A 19833-nucleotide genomic window follows, 5' to 3' on the forward strand; every position below is an offset into this window, starting at 1 on the left:
TAATTGCCCGTGAGGCTTGACCATATAACACCCAAGCAATTTGCAGGCTTCGAGCTGAAAAGGCGAAAGAGCACCAGATTGCGGTGTGTGAAGACGAAACGAACCGAAAGTTCGAGATACTCACAAACACCGAAAGCTATCACATACCCAATTTGCTGAAGCGAGACCAACTGGTCACGACTCAGTACCCGAATTTCTTGACGACCATAGAGCATTGGAACCACCTGATCCCATCCCGAACTCAGCAGTGAAACGATGCATCGCCGATGGTAGTGTGGGGTTTCCCCATGTGAGAGTAGGTCATCGTCAAGATTAAATTCCGAAACCCCTGATTGCTAACGCAATCAGGGGTTTTGTTTTGGGCGGTCGGAAAGTTTTGCGAGCGTCCTCAAGTGTTCCTCACTTGCAGCCTACGACTGCCTTCAATGCTAAAGTCCATCCCTCGATTTTGCTTTTCCCAAGGAAGCCGTTATGCCGGATGCGACGTCCCTCAGTGCTGGATTCATGGTGGTTCACGGCAACCGCCTGGATGAGCTGCGCAGCCTGGTTGTCAGCTGGATGCGCCGTTACCCACTGGCTCCCCTGGAAAACGAAATCGCCCTGGTACAAAGCAACGGCATTGCCCAATGGCTCAAACTGGCACTGGCTGAAGACCCTGAAGATGACGGCATGGGTGGTTGCGGCATCGCTGCGGCTATCGACGTACAACTTCCCGGCAGCTTCATGTGGCAGCTCTATCGCATGGTCCTGGGCAAAGACGAGATCCCGCCCAAGTCCCTGCTCGACAAAGCCCCACTGACCTGGCGCCTCATGCGCCTGCTTCCCGAACTGATCGACCAGCCCCACTTCGAACCCCTGCAACGCTTCCTGACCCACGACACGGATCTGCGCAAACGCTACCAACTGGCAGAACGCCTCGCCGACCTGTTCGACCAATACCAGGTCTACCGTGCCGATTGGCTGGAAGATTGGGCTGCGGGTCGGCATCAACTACGCAATGGCCGAGGCGAATCCAAACCCCTGAGCCCAGCCAACTGCTGGCAAGCCGAACTATGGCGTGCCCTGCTGCTGGATGTCGGAGAGGAGGGCATGGCCCAGAGTCGCGCCGGCGTTCACCAGCGCTTTATCGAGCGCATCAACACCCTCGAAAAAGCCCCGGTTGGCCTGCCCTCCCGCGTGATCGTTTTCGGCATTTCTTCCCTGCCAGCCCAAGCCCTGGAAGCGCTCGCCGGCCTCGCCCGTTTCAGCCAAGTGCTGCTGTGCGTGCACAACCCTTGTCGCCACCACTGGTCCGACATCGTCGCCGACAAAGACCTGCTCCGAAACGAATACAAACGCCAGGCGCGCAAAGCCGGAATGCCGGTCACCATCGACCCGCAAACCCTGCACCAGCACGCCCACCCGCTGCTCGCTGCCTGGGGCAAGCAAGGTCGCGACTACATCAACCTGTTGGACAGCTACGACGACCCCAACAGTTACCGCTCGGCATTCCGTGACGGCCGCATCGACCTGTTCAGCGAGAGCGAGCCCACCACCTTGCTCAACCAGCTCCAGGACGACATCCTCGAACTGCGACCGCTCAACGAAACCCGCGAACTCTGGCCTGGCGTCGATCTGCAGCGTGACACGTCCATCCGCTTCCACATCGCCCACAGCGCCCAACGCGAAGTAGAAATTCTCCACGACCAGTTACTCCAGCGTTTCAGCGCCGACCCCACGCTACGTCCACGGGATATCATCGTCATGGTCCCCGACGTCGACAGCTACGCGCCGCACATTCGCGCCGTATTCGGCCAGCTTGAAAGAAGCGACCTACGCTTTATTCCGTTCACCCTGACAGATCAAGGCCAGCGCGGCCGCGACCCATTGCTGATCGCCGTCGAACACTTGCTCAAGCTCCCCGACAGCCGCTTCCCGGTCAGCGAAATCCTCGACCTGCTCGACGTCCCCGCCCTGCGTGAACGCTTCGCCATCAAGGAGCGCGACCTGCCGACCCTGCACCGCTGGATCGAAGGCGCAGGCATCCGCTGGGGCCTCAACGCCGAACAGCGCGCCGGTCTCGGCTTGCCTCAGGAGCTGGAGCAAAACAGCTGGCGTTTCGGCCTGCGCCGCATGCTCCTGGGCTACGCCGTCGGTACGGGTTCGGCCTGCGATGGCATCGAGCCTTACGATGAAATCGGTGGCCTCGACGCCGCACTGATCGGCCCGCTGGTCGCACTGCTCGACGCACTGCACGACGCCCACCAGGCACTGTCACAACCCGCCGCGCCGAGAGAGTGGGGCGAGCGCCTGCAGAACCTGATGCAGTTGTTCTTCCTTCCGAGCAACGAGCACGATGACTACCTCTTGGGGCAGCTTGAGCAACTGAGAGAAACCTGGCTCGAGACCTGCGAGTCCGTCGGCTTGCACGACGAGTTACCCCTGACCGTAGTCCGTGAGGCCTGGCTGGCTGGGCTCGACCAGGGCCGCCTGTCTCAACGATTTCTCGCCGGGGCTGTCAATTTTTGCACCCTGATGCCGATGCGTGCCATCCCGTTCAAGCTGGTGTGTCTGCTGGGCATGAACGACGGCGACTACCCGCGCGCGCAACCGCCGCTGGACTTCGACCTGATGGGCAGCGACTACCGCCCAGGTGATCGATCACGCCGCGAAGACGACCGCTACCTGCTGCTCGAAGCCCTGCTCTCGGCCCGCGACCAGCTCTACATCAGTTGGGTCGGCCGCAGCATCCGCGACAACAGTGATCGTCCGGCATCCGTCCTGATTGGCCAGTTGCGTGACCACATCGCCAGCGGCTGGCACACCACCAGCGGCGAACCACTGCTGGAAGCCACCACCCAGGAACACCCGCTCCAACCCTTCAGCGCCCGCTACTTCCACGAAGGTGATGAGCTGTTCAGCTACGCCCGCGAATGGCAGTTGCTCCACGCAACAGCGGACAACCTCCCAGATACCGGCAGCCTGGCGCCCTACATCCAGGAAGAACCGCTGAGCCTCGGCCAACTGCAAGACTTCCTGCGCAACCCGGTCAAACACTTCTTCAGCCAGCGCCTGAAAGTGTTTTTCGAAGCCGCCGAAGTCCCGCTGGAAGATGAAGAACCCTTCGTCCTCGACGCACTGCAGCGCTACAGCCTGAGCGACAGCCTGCTCGCCGCCGCATTGACCCGGCCCGACAACCTCGACGACGCCCTCAACGCCCAAGCCCTGCGCCTGCAAGGCAGCGGCTTGTTGCCCATGGTTGGTTTCGGCGAATGCCTGCGCAAAGAGCTGATTGAGCCCTTGCCGGATCTGCTGCAACGTTATCAGCAACTCCTGGCTCTCTGGCCAACACCGCACACCAGCGCCGAACCGATCATTTTTGAGCATCAGGGCATCCAGCTGGAAGGTTGGATCAGCGGCCTGCACCAACGCAGCGACGGCAGCTTTTTAAGTGTCACCGCCATTCCTAACAGCATCGGCTCGATCAAAACCCGCAAGTGGCATCGCCTGATTCGCCCGTGGGTGAACCACCTGGTGGCTTGCGCTTGCGGCCTCCCGCTAAGTACCGGCCTGGTCGCCAGCGATGACACCCTGCTATTGGCCCCGCTGGAGCAAGCCACCGCCCAGGAACTCCTCGGCAACCTGCTGCTCGCGTGGAAAACCGGAATGAGCGAACCACTGCCGATCGCCGTTAAAACAGCGTTCGCCTGGCTCGGTCAAACCGACCCGGCCAAAGCGCAAGCCGCCGCCAGCAAAGCCTATGAAGGCGACGGCCAAACCACCGACGGCGAGCGCCGCGAAAGCCCTGCGCTTACCCGGCAGTTCCCCGACTACGCTGCCCTGCTGGCCAGCGAAGAGTTTGAAGGTTGGTGCGAAACCCTCTATCGACCGTTGATCAACGCCCCCTGGCGATCACTCACCAGCGCGGAGGCCAGCGCATGAGCGGCACAAAACCCCTGGCCCTGGCGTTCCCGCTCAAGGGTAGCCAACTGATCGAAGCCAGCGCTGGCACTGGCAAGACGTTCACCATCTCGGCGCTCTACCTGCGTCTGGTACTCGGCCACGGCGGTGACGAATCGGGCTTCGGCCGCGAGTTGCTGCCGCCGCAAATTCTCGTCGTGACGTTCACCGATGCCGCCACCAAAGAACTGCGCGAACGTATCCGTATCCGCCTGGCAGAAGCTGCGCGTTTTTTCCGCGAAGAAATCGAAGAACCCGATGCACTGATCGCCGAACTGCGCGACCAATACAGCCCCGAACAATGGCCCGGCTGCGCCAATCGTCTGGATATCGCTGCCCAATGGATGGACGAAGCCGCCGTTTCTACCATCCACAGTTGGTGCCAGCGCATGCTGCGCGAACACGCCTTCGACAGCGGCAGCCTGTTCACCCAGACCCTGGAAACCGACCACAGCGACCTGCTCGGCGAAGTGCTACGCGACTACTGGCGATTGTTCTGCTACCCGATGCACGACGACGCATTGAACTGGGTGCGCAACAATTGGGGCGGCCCGGCAGCCCTGATGCCACGGGTACGCGCGTTGTTCAATAGCGAGCGGCCCACGGATGAAACTCGCGCCCCCGCCGAGCTGATCAACGAATGCCTACAGGAACGCCGCCAAGCCCTCGTCGCGCTCAAGGCACCCTGGCAACAATGGGCAGAAGAGTTGCGCAACATTTGCCTGCAGGCCGTCGCTGCCAAAGCGGTCGATGGTCGCAAGATGCAAGCGCGTTACTTCGAGCCTTGGTTTGAAAAAATCAGCGCCTGGGCGGCTGATGAATCCCTTGAGCAACTGGACATCGGCACTGGTTTCACCCGCCTGACGCCAGACGGCATGGCCGAAGCCTGGAAAGGCGAGCCACCAAGCCATCCGGGTATCGACGCCATGGCCAGTCTCAAGGCCAGCCTCGACGCCCTGCCAACGCCGGATGCCGCAGTGCTGCAACACGCCGCCGGCTGGGTTGGAAAACGCTTCGAAGAAGAAAAGCGTCGTCGCGCCGAAATGGGCTTCGACGACATGCTGATCCGCCTCAACGCCGCGCTGCAGGCCGACGGCGGCGAACGCCTGGCCAGTGTGATCCGTGAGCAATTCCCGGTCGCCTTGATCGACGAATTCCAGGACACCGACCCGGTGCAATACAGCATCTTCGACAGCATCTACCGCATTGAAGAAAACCACCTCGACAGCGGCCTGTTCCTGATCGGCGACCCGAAGCAGGCGATCTACGCGTTCCGTGGCGCCGATATCTATACCTACCTGCGCGCGCGCCAATCCACTACTGGCCGCCATCACACTTTGGGCACCAACTTCCGTTCGAGCCATGCCATGGTCGAGGCGGTAAACCATGTGTTCCAGCGCGCAGAAAAAGGCCGTGGCGCGTTCCTGTTCCGCGAACCCGACGGTACGAATCCGGTGCCGTTCCAGTCGGTATTGTCTCAAGGCCGCAAGGAACACCTGCAGGTCAACGGTCAGACGTTGCCCGCGCTGAACCTCTGGCACTTGCCTACCGATCAGCCGATCTCCAGCGTGCTCTACCGCCAACAGCTGGCCGCGACCTGTGCCAGTCAAATCGTCGCATTACTCAACGGCGGCCAGCAGGGTACTGCCGGATTCCTGAGCAAAGACGCTAGCTTCAAAGGCGTGCTGCCGTCAGATATCGCCATCCTCGTGCGCGACGGCAAGGAAGCCCAAGCGGTGCGTGGTGAACTGGCCGCCCGTGGTGTGCGCAGTGTCTACCTGTCTGATAAGGATTCGGTGTTTGCCGCCCAGGAAGCTCACGACTTGCTGGCCTGGCTCAAAGCCTGCGCCGAGCCGGACGTCGAGCGTCCGCTGCGTGCTGCCCTGGCCTGCGTTACCTTGAACCTGTCATTGCCCGAACTGGAGCGTCTGAACCAGGACGAACTAGCGTGGGAAAAACGCGTGATGCAGTTCCGCGACTACCGCACGATCTGGCGGACCCAAGGTGTGCTGCCGATGCTGCGTCGCCTGTTGCACGACTTCCAATTACCGCAAACCCTGATCACCCGCAGCGATGGCGAACGGGTGCTGACCAACCTGTTGCACCTCTCGGAATTGTTGCAACAGGCGGCCGCAGAACTGGACGGCGAACAGGCACTGATTCGCCATCTGGCCGAACATCTCGCGCTCTCTGGTCAGGCCGGTGAAGAGCAGATCCTGCGCCTGGAAAGCGATGAGCAACTGGTCAAAGTAGTGACGATCCACAAATCAAAGGGGCTGGAATACGACCTGGTCTTCCTGCCGTTCATCTGCTCGGCAAAACCGGTGGATGGCAGCCGCTTGCCGTTGCATTACCACGATGCAAACGGCAGATCCCAAGTCAGCCTCAGGCCCACCGCCGAGTTGATCGCCCAAGCCGACGACGAGCGCTTGGCCGAAGACCTGCGTTTGTTTTACGTAGCGCTGACCCGGGCCAAACACGCTTGCTGGCTGGGGATCGCTGACCTGAAGCGCGGCAATAACAACAGCTCGGTGTTGCACCTGTCGGCCCTGGGCTACTTGCTCGGCGGCGGTGCTTCACTGGGCGAGTCCGCCGGCCTGGCCCGCTGGCTGCTCGACTTGCAGCAAGGCTGCCCTGCGCTGCATTACTCAGAGATGCCCGAAGCCGATGCGGTCATCTTCCACCCGCCGCGCAACGAAGCCACTTTGCTTGCGCCGCTGTTGCCCAAACGCAAGGCCGCAGAAAACTGGTGGATCGCTTCCTACAGTGCTCTGCGCATCGGCGAAAGCATGAGCGCCGCCAGCCTCGAAGCACCGGAAAGCCCACAAGCGCAGAAGCTGTTTGACGACGAACGGCTCGACCCGGATGCCCCGCGCGAAGTGCCGGCTTCCGGTGGAGATATCCACCGTTTCCCACGCGGGCCAAACCCCGGCACCTTTCTCCATGGTCTGCTGGAATGGGCGGGCGGCGAAGGCTTCGACGTCACCCCCGAAGCCATCGAAGATGCGGTCGCCCGCCGCTGTAACCGGCGCGGTTGGGAAGGCTGGATCGGCACCCTCAGCGGCTGGCTCGGGCACCTGTTGCAAGCCCGGTTGCCGCTGGATAACGGGCAGTTGGCCCTTAGCGAGTTGCAGCACTACCAGATCGAAATGGAATTCTGGTTCGCCAGCCACAAGGTCGACGTCCTCGCACTCGACAAACTGGTGTGCCAGCACACTCACAATGGCGTATCCCGCGTGTCGGCTGAACCTGTGCTGCTCAACGGCATGTTCAAGGGCTTTATTGACCTGACGTTCGAGCACCAAGGCCGTTACTACGTGGCTGACTACAAATCCAACTGGCTCGGTCCCGACGATTCGGCCTACACACAACAGGCCATGGAACTCTCGATCCTCGATCATCGTTACGACCTGCAATACGTGCTTTACCTACTGGCCCTGCATCGCCAGCTCAAGGCTCGTCTGCCGGATTACGACTACGACCGCCATGTCGGCGGTGCGTTGTACCTGTTCCTGCGGGGCACTCATTCCTCGAGCCAGGGTGCGTATTTCACTCGTCCGCCCCGGGAATTGATCGAAAACCTGGACCTGCTGTTCCAGGGTAAACCGCTACCACCCAAGGCCGAGCCCGCCTGGGAACAAGGAGAGCTGCTATGAGCCTGTCGCCGTTACCGCTTGAGGAGTTGACGCCCCTCAGTCGCGCCGCCGACCTGGTGCAATTGCTCGATCTTTGGGTGCAGCGCGGCTGGTTGCGCGCGTTGGATAAAGCCTTCGTCGGCTTCCTCCACGAGCTTGATCCCCAGGCTGATCCCCTGGTGTTGCTGGCGGCCGCCCTGACCAGTCACCAACTGGGCCATGGCCATGTGTGCCTGGACCTGTTCGAAACCCTCAAGGCCCCGGATTTCGCCCTGTCGCTGCCGCCCGAAGGTGATGCGCAAACGGGCGTCATGCTGTTGCCATCGCAATTGCTCGACGGCCTGGATGGCGCTCACTGGTGCAACGTCCTGGCCGCCAGCCGCCTGGTGGCACTGGCCGTCGACGGCAGCGCGGACGCGCAAAGCCGGCCACTGGTGCTGTCGGGCAAACGCCTGTATTTGCGCCGCTACTGGACTTACGAACGGCGCATCGACAGCGCCTTGCGCCTGCGACTCGCCACCACCGAAAGCGTTGCCGACGATCTGCCCGAACGCTTGAATCGGCTGTTCGACCAAGCCCCGCCAGACGGTGTCGTCGACTGGCAAAAACTCGCCTGCGCCTTGGCCACACGCGGTGCATTCAGCATCGTCACCGGCGGCCCGGGCACCGGCAAGACCACCACGGTGGTGCGCTTGCTCGCGCTGTTGCAGGCGCCAGCGGTAGAGAGCGGTAGCGCGTTGCGCATCCGCCTGGCGGCACCCACCGGCAAGGCGGCCGCGCGCTTGACCGAGTCCATCAGCCAGCAAGTGCTGTCGCTGAAAGTGCCGGATGAGGTGAAGGAAAAAATCCCGACTCAGGTCACCACCGTCCACCGTTTACTGGGCAGCCGACCCGGCACCCGACACTTCCGGCATCACATCGGCAATCCGTTGCCCCTGGATGTATTAGTGGTGGATGAAGCCTCAATGATTGACCTGGAAATGATGGCCAACCTGCTGGACGCGCTGCCGCCCCATGCCCGCCTGGTGCTGCTGGGTGACAAGGACCAGTTGGCCTCGGTTGAGGCCGGCGCGGTGTTGGGTGATTTGTGCCGCGACGCCGAAGCCGGTTTCTACAGCCCGCAAACCCGCCAGTGGCTGCAACAGGTCAGCGGCGAAGACCTCGGCGCCATCGGCCTGCAGGAAGACCTCGACGGCAGTCATCCATTGGCGCAACAAGTGGTGATGCTGCGTTACTCGCGGCGTTTTGGCGAAGGCAGCGGCATCGGCCAACTGGCCCGTTGGGTCAATCAGCAAAACCCTGACCAGGCCCGCAAGCTGCTGGCCGCTCGCAGCCATGCCGATCTGTTTTGCGTCAGCCTCAAGGGCGAGCACGACCATGCCCTGGAGCGCCTGGTGCTGGACGGCCACGGTGACGGAGCCCACGGTTATCGCTATTACCTGAAGCTGCTGCAGACCGCGCGCCCGTCCCTGGAGACGCCACGGGATGCCGAGGCCTGGACGCTCTGGGCGCAAAAGCTGCTGAAAGCCTTCGACGCATTCCAGTTGCTCTGCGCCGTCCGCAAGGGCCCGTGGGGTGTCGAGGGCTTGAACCTGCGCATCACCGCGGCGCTGCTCAAGTCCCGGCTGATCGACAGCGATCAGCAGTGGTACGAAGGCCGCCCGGTGTTGATGACTCGCAACGACTACGGCCTTGGCCTGATGAACGGCGACATTGGCATCGCCCTGAAACTACCCGAAAGCGACGGCGGGCCGCAGGTGCTGCGGGTGGCATTCCCGCGCAACGATGGCCAGGGCGGCGTGCGCTTTGTGCTGCCCAGCCGGCTCAACGACGTCGAAACCGTTTATGCGATGACGGTGCACAAATCCCAAGGCTCTGAATTCACCCATACCGCACTGATTCTGCCGGATGCGCTGAACCCGGTGCTCACCAAAGAGTTGATCTACACCGGCATCACCCGCGCCAAGGACTGGTTCAGCCTGATCGAACCCCGGGGTGGCGTGTTCGAAGAGGCGGTGAGTCGCAAGGTGAAGCGCTTGAGTGGGCTGATGCTGGAGCTGGGCACTTGATCGTTAAAGAACCTGACCAATGGGTCATCTAAATTTTCTGATCCAAATGTGTGATTTTTCTTAATAAAATGTCGGAATCCTCCTGGGTGTCGCCTCGGGGGTTTTCCGCCGTTGTGCTATCGTTGCGGCATCATCCCGAGAAGATCTTAGAGAATCGCTGCATGAACGTGGCTGTCTCGCCCACAGAGCGAAGTTTGAGCTGGAGACGAATGCTGCTGTTGGCGCTTCTGTGGATCTTCACGCCTCTCGCTTTTGCCCAGCCCCCTGCCGACATGGCCGATCACCGGGCCAAGTCTGTCACGCAGGTGGTCCTCGGAATCCTCAGTTATGCCCGCTGGCCGGTAGAGCCCGCGCAATTGCGCCTGTGCATCGTCGGGCCGACCCAATACACCGATGACCTGGTCAAAGGCACCACCCAGGCTACCGGCCGTCCGGTAGTGGTCCAGCGCCTGCTGGCCGACCATCCCGACATTGCCAGCGCATGCGACGCGGTCTACATCGGCCAATTGACCAGCGAGGAGCGCAGCCGCCTGTTCACCGCATTGGCCGGCCGTCCGGTGCTCAGCATCAGCGAAGGCGGTGACCAATGCACCGTGGGTAGCCTGTTCTGCCTGCGAGTGGCCGACGAACAGGTGTCCTTCGAGGTCAACCTGGACTCCGTTGCCCGCAGCGGTGTGCGCATTCATCCGAGCGTACTGCAACTGTCCCGCCGTCGAGCGCCGGGCTCATGAGAGTTGATAAGGCGCCAGTGCGCCCTACTTTGCGTTCGGTGATCGGGCGTGGGCACCTGAGTCTGGCGCTGATGGCCGTCAGCATGGCCAGTATCTCCCTGACCCTGCTCGGCGTGCTCGCGCTACGGGTGTATGCCGACCACAACCTGCACCTGATCGCCCGCTCCATCAACTACACCGTGGAAGCGGCGGTGGTGTTCAACGACAGCGCGGCAGCCACTGAAGCATTGGCTGTGATTGCCTCGGAAGAAGAGGTGGCCGAGGCAGAAGTCTTCAACGTTGAAGGCAAGCAACTGGCACATTGGGAGCGCCCGGAAACCGGGATGCTGTCGATGATTGAGCTGCAGTTGGCGCATGCGCTGCTTGAACAGCCCATCACCCAGCCGATCCTGCACCAGGGCCAGGTCATCGGCAGCGTGCACCTGACCGGCCATGGCGGCAGCCTGTTGCGCTTCCTGCTCAGCGGCCTTGCCGGGATTTTGGTGTGCACCGCCCTCAGCGCCTGGGTTGCGCTGTATCTGGCGCGGCGCCTGTTACGCGGCATCACCGGGCCGTTGCACAGCCTGGCTTCGGTGGCCCACGCCGCCCGCAGCGAGCGGGCCTTTGACCGGCGCGTACCGCCGGCGCAAATCGCCGAACTCGACAGCCTGGGCAACGACTTCAATGCCTTGCTCGACGAGCTGGAAGCCTGGCAGACCCACCTGCAAAGCGAAAACGAAACCCTCGCCCACCAGGCCAGCCACGACAGCCTGACCGGGCTGCCCAACCGTGCTTTCTTCGAAGGTCGGCTGATTCGCGCCCTGCGCAGCGCCGCCAAACTCAACGAGAAGGTCGCGGTATTGTTCCTCGACAGCGACCGCTTCAAAGACATCAACGACAACTACGGCCACGCCGCCGGCGACGCAGTATTGGTGGCAGTGGCTGCGCGCATTCGTGCGCAACTGCGCGAACAGGACCTGGTGGCACGCCTGGGCGGCGATGAATTCGCCATCTTGCTGTCGCCCCTGCATAGGCTTGAGGACGCCCAGCGCATTGCCGAAAAAATCATCGCCAGCATGGACGCGCCCATTGCGCTGCCCGGCGACACCCACGTATTGACCTCACTCAGTATTGGCATTGCCATCTACCCTGATCATGGTGCCACCCCCGGTAACCTGCTCAACGCCGCCGACGCGGCGATGTACCAGGCCAAACGGCTCTCCCAGGGTGGCCAGCAAACGGCGGAATCCGAGTCTCCCGCCGCCAACGTTCAACACAGGAGTTGATCCCTTGTTCTCGACCGCACGCTTTTTATTCATCACCTTGCTCGTGGCCATGCTCGCCCTGAGTGGCTGCCAGACACCGCCGCCCAAAGGCCTGACACCGGCGCAAATCGCGGTGCTCAAACAGCAAGGCTTCGAACTGACTGACGAGGGCTGGGCCTTCGGCCTCTCGGGCAAGGTCCTGTTTGGCAGCGACGTCGAAAGCCTGAATGCCCCCAGCACCGAGATCGTCCAGCGCATCGGCAAGGCGCTGCTGGGTGTGGGCATTGAGCGCGTACGGGTCGACGGCCACACCGACGCCTCGGGCAAGGAAACCTACAACCAGCAACTGTCCCTGCGCCGGGCAAAAAGCGTCGCACAGGTGTTGGTGGGCGTTGGCATGAAAGAAGAAAACGTACAACTGCGCGGGCTGGGCAGCAGCGAGCCGGTGGCGTCCAACACGACAGCGGCGGGGCGCACCGAGAACCGCCGGGTGTCGATTGTGGTGATTGCGGACTAAGCCGACGCCCTGGTTCGCTCTATGGAATGCGTTCAAAAATGTGGGAGCGGGCTTGCTCGCGAAGGCGGTGGATCAGTTGATGTATTTGGCGACTGACACGCTGCTATCGCGGGCAAGCCCGGCTCCCACATTTATTTAATCCGCAAACCTCATCTCCCGCGTTTCCCCCATCAACAACGGCTGATTCTGCTCCGTCACCTCACGGATGTAATCCCACAGCAGGGTGATCCGTTTCAACTTCCTCAGATCCTCACGGCAGTACATCCAGAACTGCCGCGTAATGTTGATCTCCTTCGAAAGCACCGGCAGCAACCGCGGATCCTGCGCCGCCAAAAAGCACGGCAGGATCGCCAGCGACCGCCCTTGCTGCGCCGCCACGTACTGCGCGATCACGCTGGTACTGCGCAAGCTCGCGCTGGCGCCGGGCACCACGTTCGCCAGGTACAGCAGCTCCGAACTGAACGCTAAATCATCCACATAACTGATAAACGGGTGTTCGGCCAAATCCGCTGCCCGGCGGATGGGCGGGTGCTGGTCCAGGTATTCCTGTGTCGCGTACAGCTGCAGCTTGTAGTCGCACAGCTTGCAGCACACGTATGGCCCATGCTCCGGACGCTCTAGGGCGATGACGATATCCGCCTCGCGCTTGGACAGGCTGATGAAGTGGGGCAGGGGCAGGATGTCCACGGAGATCGCCGGGTAGGTGTCGACGAAGTGGCTCAGTTGCGGGGTGACGAAGAAGCTGCCGAACCCTTCGGTGCAGCCCATGCGCACGTGGCCGGACAACGCCACGCCGGAGCCGGAAACCTGTTCACAGGCCATGTGCAAGGTGCTTTCGATGGACTCGGCGTAACCCAGCAAACGCTGGCCTTCGGTGGTCAATACGAAGCCGTTGGTCCGGGACTTTTCAAACAGCAGAGTGCCCAAGGATCCTTCAAGGGAGGTAATGCGCCGCGACACGGTGGTGTAGTCCACCGCCAAGCGCTTGGCGGCGACGCTGGCCTTGCGGGTGCGGGCGACTTCGAGGAAAAACTTCAGGTCATCCCAGTTCAGGGAGCCTAGTGACGTGATGTTTTTTTGCATATTGGACCGGCTTTTATGTGCGTTCTTATTAGAAGTTTGCACATCTATACTCCAAAAACAGTCCGAACGCCTCATGTGTAGGAGCGAGCTTGCTCGCGAAGGGCGTTAGCGATAACGCGGGGAGCCTGAATGAATACGGCGCTCTGCGGTTCTTCGCGAGCAAGCTTGCTCCTACAAAAGTCCGAACGCCTCATCCTCAAGGCGATTCAACGCCTTGGTTCTCTGCATACCTACAAGAATTGGAGACCACATGAACGCATCTGCCGATATTTCCGTGAAACAGGTCAAGCTGCTGATCAACGGCGAGTGGGTCGAGTCCAAGACCACCGAATGGCAAGACATCGTCAACCCCGCCACCCAGCAAGTACTGGCCCGTGTGCCTTTCTCCACCCCCGAAGAAGTCAACGCTGCCATCGACGCCGCCCATCGCGCCTTCCAGACCTGGAAGCTGACGCCGATCGGTGCGCGCATGCGCATCATGCTCAAGCTGCAAGCCTTGATCCGCGAGCACTCAAAGCGCATCGCCGTGGTCCTCAGCGCCGAGCAGGGCAAGACCATTGCCGACGCTGAAGGCGATATTTTCCGTGGCCTGGAAGTGGTCGAACATGCGTGCTCCATCGGCACCCTGCAGATGGGCGAATTCGCCGAAAACGTCGCCGGCGGTGTGGACACCTACACCCTGCGCCAGCCGATCGGCGTTTGCGCAGGCATCACCCCGTTCAACTTCCCGGCAATGATTCCGCTGTGGATGTTCCCGATGGCCATCGCCTGCGGTAACACTTTCGTGCTCAAGCCTTCGGAACAGGACCCGCTGTCGACCGTGCTGCTGGTTGAGCTGGCAGTCGAAGCCGGTGTGCCAGCCGGTGTGCTGAACGTGGTTCACGGCGGCAAGGATGTGGTGGATGCGCTGTGCACCCACAAAGACATCAAGGCTGTGTCCTTCGTCGGCTCGACCGCCGTGGGTACTCACGTCTATGACCTCGCCGGCAAACACGGCAAGCGCGTGCAGTCGATGATGGGCGCCAAGAACCACGCCGTGGTGCTGCCGGACGCGAATCGCGAGCAAACCCTCAACGCTCTGGTAGGTGCCGGATTCGGCGCGGCCGGTCAGCGTTGCATGGCAACTTCCGTGGTGGTGCTGGTGGGCGCGGCCAAGCAATGGCTGCCGGACCTCAAGGCCCTGGCGCAAAAACTCAAGGTGAATGCCGGCAGCGAAGCCGGTACTGATGTGGGCCCGGTGATCTCCAAGCGCGCCAAGGCACGCATTCTCGACCTGATCGAAAGCGGCGTGAAAGAAGGCGCCAAGCTGGAGCTGGATGGCCGTGACATCAAGGTTCCAGGTTTCGAAGACGGCAACTTCGTCGGCCCGACCCTGTTCTCCGGCGTGACCACCGACATGCAGATCTACACCCAGGAAATCTTCGGCCCGGTGCTGGTGGTGCTGGAAGTCGACACCCTCGACCAAGCCATCGCCCTGGTCAACGCCAACCCGTTCGGCAACGGCACCGGCCTGTTCACCCAGAGCGGCGCGGCAGCGCGTAAATTCCAGAGCGAAATCGACGTCGGCCAGGTCGGCATCAACATCCCGATCCCGGTGCCAGTTCCGTTCTTTAGCTTCACCGGTTCCCGCGGTTCGAAACTCGGCGATCTGGGCCCGTACGGCAAGCAAGTGGTGCAGTTCTACACCCAGACCAAAACCGTCACCAGCCGCTGGTTCGACGACGACAGCGTCAACGATGGCGTCAACACCACCATCAACCTGCGCTGATCGAGGAGACGACCATGAAGATTGCATTTATTGGCTTGGGCAACATGGGCGCGCCGATGGCGCGCAACCTGATCAAGGCTGGCCACGCGCTGAACCTGTTCGATTTGAACCAGACCGTGCTCAAGGAACTGGCCGAACTGGGCGGCACCATCAGCGCCTCACCGCGTGCGGCAGCAGAAGGCGCCGAGCTGGTGGTGACCATGCTCCCGGCCGCGGCCCATGTGCGTAGCGTATGGCTCGGTGAAGATGGCGTGCTGGCCAGCATTGGCAAAGGCGTGCCGGCGGTGGATTGCAGCACCATCGACCCGCAAACCGCCCGCGACGTAGCGGCGGCGGCGGCGAAACAAGGCGTGGTGATGGCCGACGCCCCGGTGTCTGGCGGTACCGGCGGCGCCCAGGCCGGGACGTTGACCTTCATGGTCGGCGCCACCCCGGAACTGTTCGCCACCCTGCAGCCAGTGCTGACGCAGATGGGCCGTAACATCGTTCACTGCGGTGAAGTCGGCACCGGGCAAATCGCCAAGATCTGCAACAACCTGCTGCTGGGTATCACCATGGTCGGCGTCAGCGAAGCCATGGCCCTGGGCGATGCGCTGGGCATCGACACCCAAGTGCTGGCGGGAATCATCAACAGCTCCACCGGGCGCTGCTGGAGTTCGGACACCTACAACCCATGGCCCGGGATTATCGAAACGGCGCCGTCGTCGCGGGGTTATACCGGCGGGTTTGGTGCGGAACTGATGCTCAAGGACCTGGGGCTGGCCACTGAAGCCGCCCGCCAGGCGCACCAGCCGGTGATCCTCGGCGCAGTGGCGCAGCAGTTGTATCAATCCATGAGCCAGCGTGGGGAAGGGGGCAAGGACTTCTCGGCGATCATCAACAGCTATCGCAAGCCCCAATAGGGGATTTTCCGGGAACTGTGGCGAGGGGGCTTGTCCCCCGTCGGGCTGCGCAGCGGCCCCAAAAAAAGCGGGAGCGCTACGCACTGGAGCGCCAGCCCGGTCCAACGGGGGCAAGCCCCCTCGCCACAATGGCTGTCAGGCAAACACAAAATACTTACGCACCGTCTCCACCACTTCCCACGTCCCCTTCATCCCCGGTTCCACCACAAAGATATCCCCAGCCCGCAAATGGATTGGCTCCAGGCCATCCGGGGTGATCACGCAGTAGCCTTCCTGGAAGTGGCAGTATTCCCACTTCACATACTCCACCCGCCATTTGCCCGGGGTGCAGATCCAGGTGCCCATGATCTTGCTGCCGTCTTCGCTGGTGTAGGCGTTGAGATTGACGGTGTGGGGGTCGCCTTCGAGTTTTTCCCATTTGCAGGCGTCCAGCACCGGCAGTGGGTGGGTGTCGCGCAGTACGGTGATCGGCTTGGACATGATGATTCCGAGGCAGTGGAAGGGAAGTCTGAACCCTATCGCCTTGGGCCGCCCGCCTGTGGTCTGATCTCGACATCGGGATGCCCAGAAGCGCAGGCGGCCGTTGATCTTGATCCCCTGTAGGAGCGAGCTTGCTCGCGAAGGTCGTTAACGATGACGTTGGCATTCTGACTCCACGCGGGGCCCTCGAATTTTTCGCGAGCAAGCTCGCTCCTACAGGGGGCAATGCCTGACCGGGCGCTTTGAAACATCCAATCACCAATCGGCCATTTCCTCGCAGTAAGTGCGAAAGATTTCCCGCTTTGCGCTGGAATTCGCAAGAATATTTACAGCTGGCCCTCGTATCATTCACCCCAGTAACGATCGAGAGCCTTGAAATGAATCCAATAAAAACGTGGTGGGACATCAGCCCGCCCTTGAGCACCGCGACCCCGACTTGGCCGGGTGATACGCCGTTTCAGGAAGAGCGCGTGTGGCAGTTCGGCCCCGAGTGCCCGGTAAATGTCGGGCGCATCACCCTGTCGCCCCACACCGGCGCCCATGTGGACGCGCCGTTGCACTACAGCGCTGACGGTGCGCCCATCGGCGAAGTGTCCCTGGAGGTGTACATGGGCCCGTGCCGGGTGCTGCATTGCCTGGGCAGCGGCGTGCTGGTGCAGCCACATCAGTTGGAAGGCCGCCTGGAGAACCTGCCGGAGCGTGTGCTGTTGCGCACTTATCAACAGGTGCCGCTGGATACCTGGGATTCGAATTTCACCGCCGTCGCCCCGCAAACCGTCGAGCTGCTGGCCAGCCTCGGTGTGCGCCTGATCGGCATCGACACGCCGTCTCTGGACCCGCAGCAGTCCAAGACCATGGACTCCCACAACGCCGTCGCCCGTCATGGCATGGCGATTCTCGAAGGCATCGTCCTCGACGAGGTGCCGGAGGGCGATTACGAGTTGATCGCGCTGCCGCTGCGTTTTGCCAACCTCGATGCCAGCCCGGTACGAGCCATTCTCCGCCCGCTCAAGGAGCCCACGCGATGAGCCAGTGTCCTTTCTCCCCTGACTACCAGCCGCCGGAAGAATGGCATAACGCCGAGCTGAATTTTTCCGAGTCCATGAGCTATGGCGACTACCTGGACCTGGGCAAAGTACTCAGCGCCCAGCATCCGCTGTCGCCGGACCATAACGAAATGCTGTTCATCATCCAGCACCAGACCTCGGAGCTGTGGATGAAGCTGATGCTTCACGAACTCAAGGCCGCGCGTGAACACGTACGCCTGGGTGAGTTGCCACCGGCGTTCAAGATGCTGGCGCGGGTGTCGCGAATCTTTGACCAACTGGTGCACGCCTGGGCGGTGCTGGCGACCATGACGCCGTCGGAGTACAAGTCGATTCGCCCGTACCTGGGCCAGTCGTCGGGCTTCCAGTCGTTCCAGTACCGGGAAATCGAATTCATCCTCGGCAATAAAAGCGCGGCGCTGTTGCGGCCCCACGCCCATCGCCCGGACTTGTTGAACGAGCTGAAAGTGGCGATTGCCATGCCGTCGCTGTATGACGAGGCGATCAACCTGATGGCCAAGGCCGGGCTGGCGATCGACCCCACGCGCGCCGAACGCGACCCTACGGCGCCGACGGTTCACGATGATTCGGTGGAGGCGGCGTGGCGCGAGGTTTATCGCGATCCGAGCCGTTATTGGGACCTGTACCAACTGGCCGAAAAGTTTATCGACCTGGAAGATTCCTTCCGCCAGTGGCGGTTCCGCCATGTCACCACCGTGGAGCGGATCATCGGCTTCCAGCCCGGTACGGGCGGCACCGAAGGCGTGGGCTACCTGCGCAAGATGCTCGACACCGTACTGTTCCCCGAGCTGTGGCGAGTGCGCTCCACGCTGTAATCAAGGCCCAACAAAAAGCCCCGGTACTCACCAGTACCGGGGCTTTTCATTTGGAATGCGATCAAAATGTGGGGGCGGGCTTGCTCGCGAAAGCGGTGGGTCAGTCAATACATCAGGTGACTGACAGGACGCCTTCGCGAGCAAGCCCGCTCCCACACAAGCCCGCTCCCACATGGGTTATTGCGCTGTTACTGCCTTCGCGTTATTCAAGCGCAACCGGTACGCCACATAGATAATTCCGACCCAAACCGGAATCGCATACACCGACGCCCGTACACCCGGAATCGCCAGCATCACGCAGATAATCATCAGCATGAACGCCAGGCACAGGTAGTTGCTGAACGGGAACCAGAAGGTCTTGAACGTCGGCACCACGCCTTGCTCGCCCATGGCCTTGCGGAACTTGATGTGGGTCAGGCTGATCAGCGCCCAGTTGATCATCAGCGAGGCAACCACCAGCGCAAACAACAGCTCCAGTGCGTCATGCGGTGCGACGTAGTTGATCACCACGCACAGCAGCGTCACCAGGGCCGAAATACCCAGGGCACGCAGAGGCACGCCTTGCTTGTTCAGCTTCATCAGCGCTTTCGGCGCATCGCCTTGCTCGGCCAGGCCGAACAGCATGCGGCTGTTGCAGTACACGCCGCTGTTGTACACCGACAGCGCCGCGGTCAGGACCACGAAGTTGAGGATGTGGGCGGCGGTGTCGTTACCGATCAGCGAGAAGATCTGCACGAACGGGCTGCCGCTGTAGGCATCGCCCGATGCGCCGAGGGTTTGCAGCAGTTGATCCCATGGGTACAACGACAGCAGCACGGTAAGTGCGCCGACGTAGAAAATCAGGATCCGGTACACCACCTGGTTGATCGCCTTCGGGATCACCTTGCGGGGCTCGCTGGCTTCGGCGGCGGTAATACCCACCAGCTCCAGGCCGCCGAACGAGAACATGATGAACGCCATGGACATCAACAGCCCCATGCCGCCATTGGGGAAGAACCCGCCGTGGCTCCACAGGTTGCTCACCGAGGCTTGCGGGCCGCCGGTGCCGCTGAACAACAGGTAGCAGCCGAGCACGATCATGCCGACAATCGCCACCACCTTGATGATCGCGAACCAGAACTCGGTCTCACCGAAGAACTTCACGTTGAGGGTGTTGATCAGGTTGACCAGCACAAAGAACACCACCGCACTGATCCAGGTCGGAATCTCCGGCCACCAGAACTGGATGTACTTGCCCACCGCTGTCAGCTCGGCCATGCCCACCAGCACGTAGAGTACCCAGTAGTTCCAACCGGCGAGGAAGCCTGCGTAACCGCCCCAGTATTTGTGGGCAAAATGGCTGAAGGAGCCGGCGACCGGTTCCTCGACGATCATCTCGCCCAGCTGGCGCATGATCAGGAACGCGATGAAACCGGCCACCGCATAGCCCAGGATCATCGACGGCCCCGCCGACTTGAGCACGCCTGCCGAGCCGAGGAACAGCCCAGTCCCGATTGCCCCTCCCAAGGCGATCAGCTGAATATGCCGGTTCTTCAGGCCACGCTTGAGGCCTACCGGGTTAACCATGTCATCCGCCATTAACA

13 protein-coding genes and 1 rRNA gene are annotated in these 19833 nt (G+C 61.7%); 11 read left to right on the forward strand and 3 right to left on the reverse strand.

The window, feature by feature from the left end; all coding sequences use genetic code 11:
• Window positions 1–196: 196 nt before the first annotated feature.
• The 7 genes from rrf (at window position 197) to HBJ59_RS26665 (ending at window position 12135) form a co-directional block, all read left to right on the forward strand.
• Window positions 197–312, forward strand: a 5S ribosomal RNA gene (gene rrf, locus HBJ59_RS26635).
• A gap of 159 nt (window positions 313–471) precedes the next feature.
• The gene (recC, locus tag HBJ59_RS26640; protein WP_167665274.1) at window positions 472–3921 is read left to right on the forward strand and encodes an exodeoxyribonuclease V subunit gamma; all 3450 of its coding nucleotides are present in this window, start codon (window positions 472–474) and stop codon (window positions 3919–3921) included.
• A complete protein-coding gene (gene recB, locus HBJ59_RS26645) occupies window positions 3918–7595 on the forward strand; it encodes an exodeoxyribonuclease V subunit beta (RefSeq protein ID WP_167665275.1) in 3678 nt (1225 codons plus the stop codon). Before recC ends, recB begins: the two co-directional genes overlap by 4 nt.
• On the forward strand, window positions 7592–9643 hold the full coding sequence (gene recD / locus HBJ59_RS26650; protein ID WP_167665276.1) for an exodeoxyribonuclease V subunit alpha: 2052 nt from the start codon (window positions 7592–7594) through the stop codon (window positions 9641–9643). Before recB ends, recD begins: the two co-directional genes overlap by 4 nt.
• A 161-nt stretch (window positions 9644–9804) precedes the next feature.
• Window positions 9805–10374, forward strand: a complete 570-nt coding sequence (locus HBJ59_RS26655) for a YfiR family protein (protein ID WP_167665277.1) — start codon at window positions 9805–9807, stop codon at window positions 10372–10374.
• A complete protein-coding gene (locus HBJ59_RS26660; RefSeq protein WP_076013827.1) occupies window positions 10371–11639 on the forward strand; it encodes a diguanylate cyclase domain-containing protein in 1269 nt (422 codons plus the stop codon). The genes HBJ59_RS26655 and HBJ59_RS26660 overlap by 4 nt, the downstream gene beginning before the upstream one ends.
• A 4-nt stretch (window positions 11640–11643) precedes the next feature.
• Entirely contained in the window at window positions 11644–12135 is a 492-nt protein-coding gene (locus HBJ59_RS26665; protein WP_076013826.1) for an OmpA family protein, read from the forward strand.
• 135 nt (window positions 12136–12270) lie between these two features.
• On the opposite strand, the gene HBJ59_RS26670 is transcribed toward HBJ59_RS26665, so the two are convergent.
• Window positions 12271–13218: a LysR family transcriptional regulator gene (locus tag HBJ59_RS26670; protein ID WP_076013825.1), complete on the reverse strand. Its 948-nt coding sequence runs from the start codon at window positions 13216–13218 to the stop codon at window positions 12271–12273.
• Window positions 13219–13468: 250 nt separating this feature from the next.
• Here HBJ59_RS26670 and HBJ59_RS26675 point away from each other — a divergent pair, with 250 nt between their 5' ends.
• Both HBJ59_RS26675 and mmsB read left to right on the forward strand, forming a co-directional pair.
• On the forward strand, window positions 13469–14986 hold the full coding sequence (locus tag HBJ59_RS26675) for a CoA-acylating methylmalonate-semialdehyde dehydrogenase (protein ID WP_076013824.1): 1518 nt from the start codon (window positions 13469–13471) through the stop codon (window positions 14984–14986).
• A gap of 14 nt (window positions 14987–15000) precedes the next feature.
• Window positions 15001–15888: a 3-hydroxyisobutyrate dehydrogenase gene (gene mmsB, locus HBJ59_RS26680; RefSeq protein ID WP_167665278.1), complete on the forward strand. Its 888-nt coding sequence runs from the start codon at window positions 15001–15003 to the stop codon at window positions 15886–15888.
• Window positions 15889–16023: 135 nt separating this feature from the next.
• Here mmsB and HBJ59_RS26685 read toward each other — a convergent pair whose 3' ends face one another.
• Complete coding sequence (locus HBJ59_RS26685; protein WP_003212331.1) at window positions 16024–16368, reverse strand: cupin domain-containing protein; 345 nt, start codon at window positions 16366–16368, stop codon at window positions 16024–16026.
• A 377-nt stretch (window positions 16369–16745) separates the two neighbouring features.
• Here HBJ59_RS26685 and kynB point away from each other — a divergent pair, with 377 nt between their 5' ends.
• Both kynB and kynA read left to right on the forward strand, forming a co-directional pair.
• Window positions 16746–17396, forward strand: a complete 651-nt coding sequence (gene kynB, locus HBJ59_RS26690; protein ID WP_167665279.1) for an arylformamidase — start codon at window positions 16746–16748, stop codon at window positions 17394–17396.
• The gene (gene kynA / locus HBJ59_RS26695) at window positions 17393–18250 is read left to right on the forward strand and encodes a tryptophan 2,3-dioxygenase (RefSeq protein ID WP_167665280.1); all 858 of its coding nucleotides are present in this window, start codon (window positions 17393–17395) and stop codon (window positions 18248–18250) included. The genes kynB and kynA overlap by 4 nt, the downstream gene beginning before the upstream one ends.
• 177 nt (window positions 18251–18427) lie before the next feature.
• Here kynA and HBJ59_RS26700 read toward each other — a convergent pair whose 3' ends face one another.
• Window positions 18428–19828 carry an amino acid permease gene (locus tag HBJ59_RS26700; RefSeq protein ID WP_167665281.1) on the reverse strand — a complete coding sequence of 467 codons (1401 nt, stop codon included), beginning with the start codon at window positions 19826–19828 and terminating at the stop codon, window positions 18428–18430.
• Window positions 19829–19833 lie beyond the last annotated feature (5 nt).

This window comes from Pseudomonas sp. AN3A02 (genome assembly GCF_011765255.1).
Lineage (GTDB): Bacteria > Pseudomonadota > Gammaproteobacteria > Pseudomonadales > Pseudomonadaceae > Aquipseudomonas.

Bases quoted from the DNA above. Each gene is read 5' to 3' on its own strand.
- HBJ59_RS26655 (WP_167665277.1), top strand. From the start codon at position 9,805: ATGAACGTGGCTGTCTCGCCCACAGAGCGAAGTTTGAGCTGGAGACGA.
- HBJ59_RS26660 (WP_076013827.1), top strand. From the start codon at position 10,371: ATGAGAGTTGATAAGGCGCCAGTGCGCCCTACTTTGCGTTCGGTGATC.
- kynA (WP_167665280.1), top strand. From the start codon at position 17,393: ATGAGCCAGTGTCCTTTCTCCCCTGACTACCAGCCGCCGGAAGAATGG.
- mmsB (WP_167665278.1), top strand. From the start codon at position 15,001: ATGAAGATTGCATTTATTGGCTTGGGCAACATGGGCGCGCCGATGGCG.
- HBJ59_RS26670 (WP_076013825.1), bottom strand. From the start codon at position 13,218: ATGCAAAAAAACATCACGTCACTAGGCTCCCTGAACTGGGATGACCTG.
- kynB (WP_167665279.1), top strand. From the start codon at position 16,746: ATGAATCCAATAAAAACGTGGTGGGACATCAGCCCGCCCTTGAGCACC.
- HBJ59_RS26685 (WP_003212331.1), bottom strand. From the start codon at position 16,368: ATGTCCAAGCCGATCACCGTACTGCGCGACACCCACCCACTGCCGGTG.
- HBJ59_RS26675 (WP_076013824.1), top strand. From the start codon at position 13,469: ATGAACGCATCTGCCGATATTTCCGTGAAACAGGTCAAGCTGCTGATC.
- recB (WP_167665275.1), top strand. From the start codon at position 3,918: ATGAGCGGCACAAAACCCCTGGCCCTGGCGTTCCCGCTCAAGGGTAGC.
- recC (WP_167665274.1), top strand. From the start codon at position 472: ATGCCGGATGCGACGTCCCTCAGTGCTGGATTCATGGTGGTTCACGGC.
- HBJ59_RS26700 (WP_167665281.1), bottom strand. From the start codon at position 19,828: ATGGCGGATGACATGGTTAACCCGGTAGGCCTCAAGCGTGGCCTGAAG.
- recD (WP_167665276.1), top strand. From the start codon at position 7,592: ATGAGCCTGTCGCCGTTACCGCTTGAGGAGTTGACGCCCCTCAGTCGC.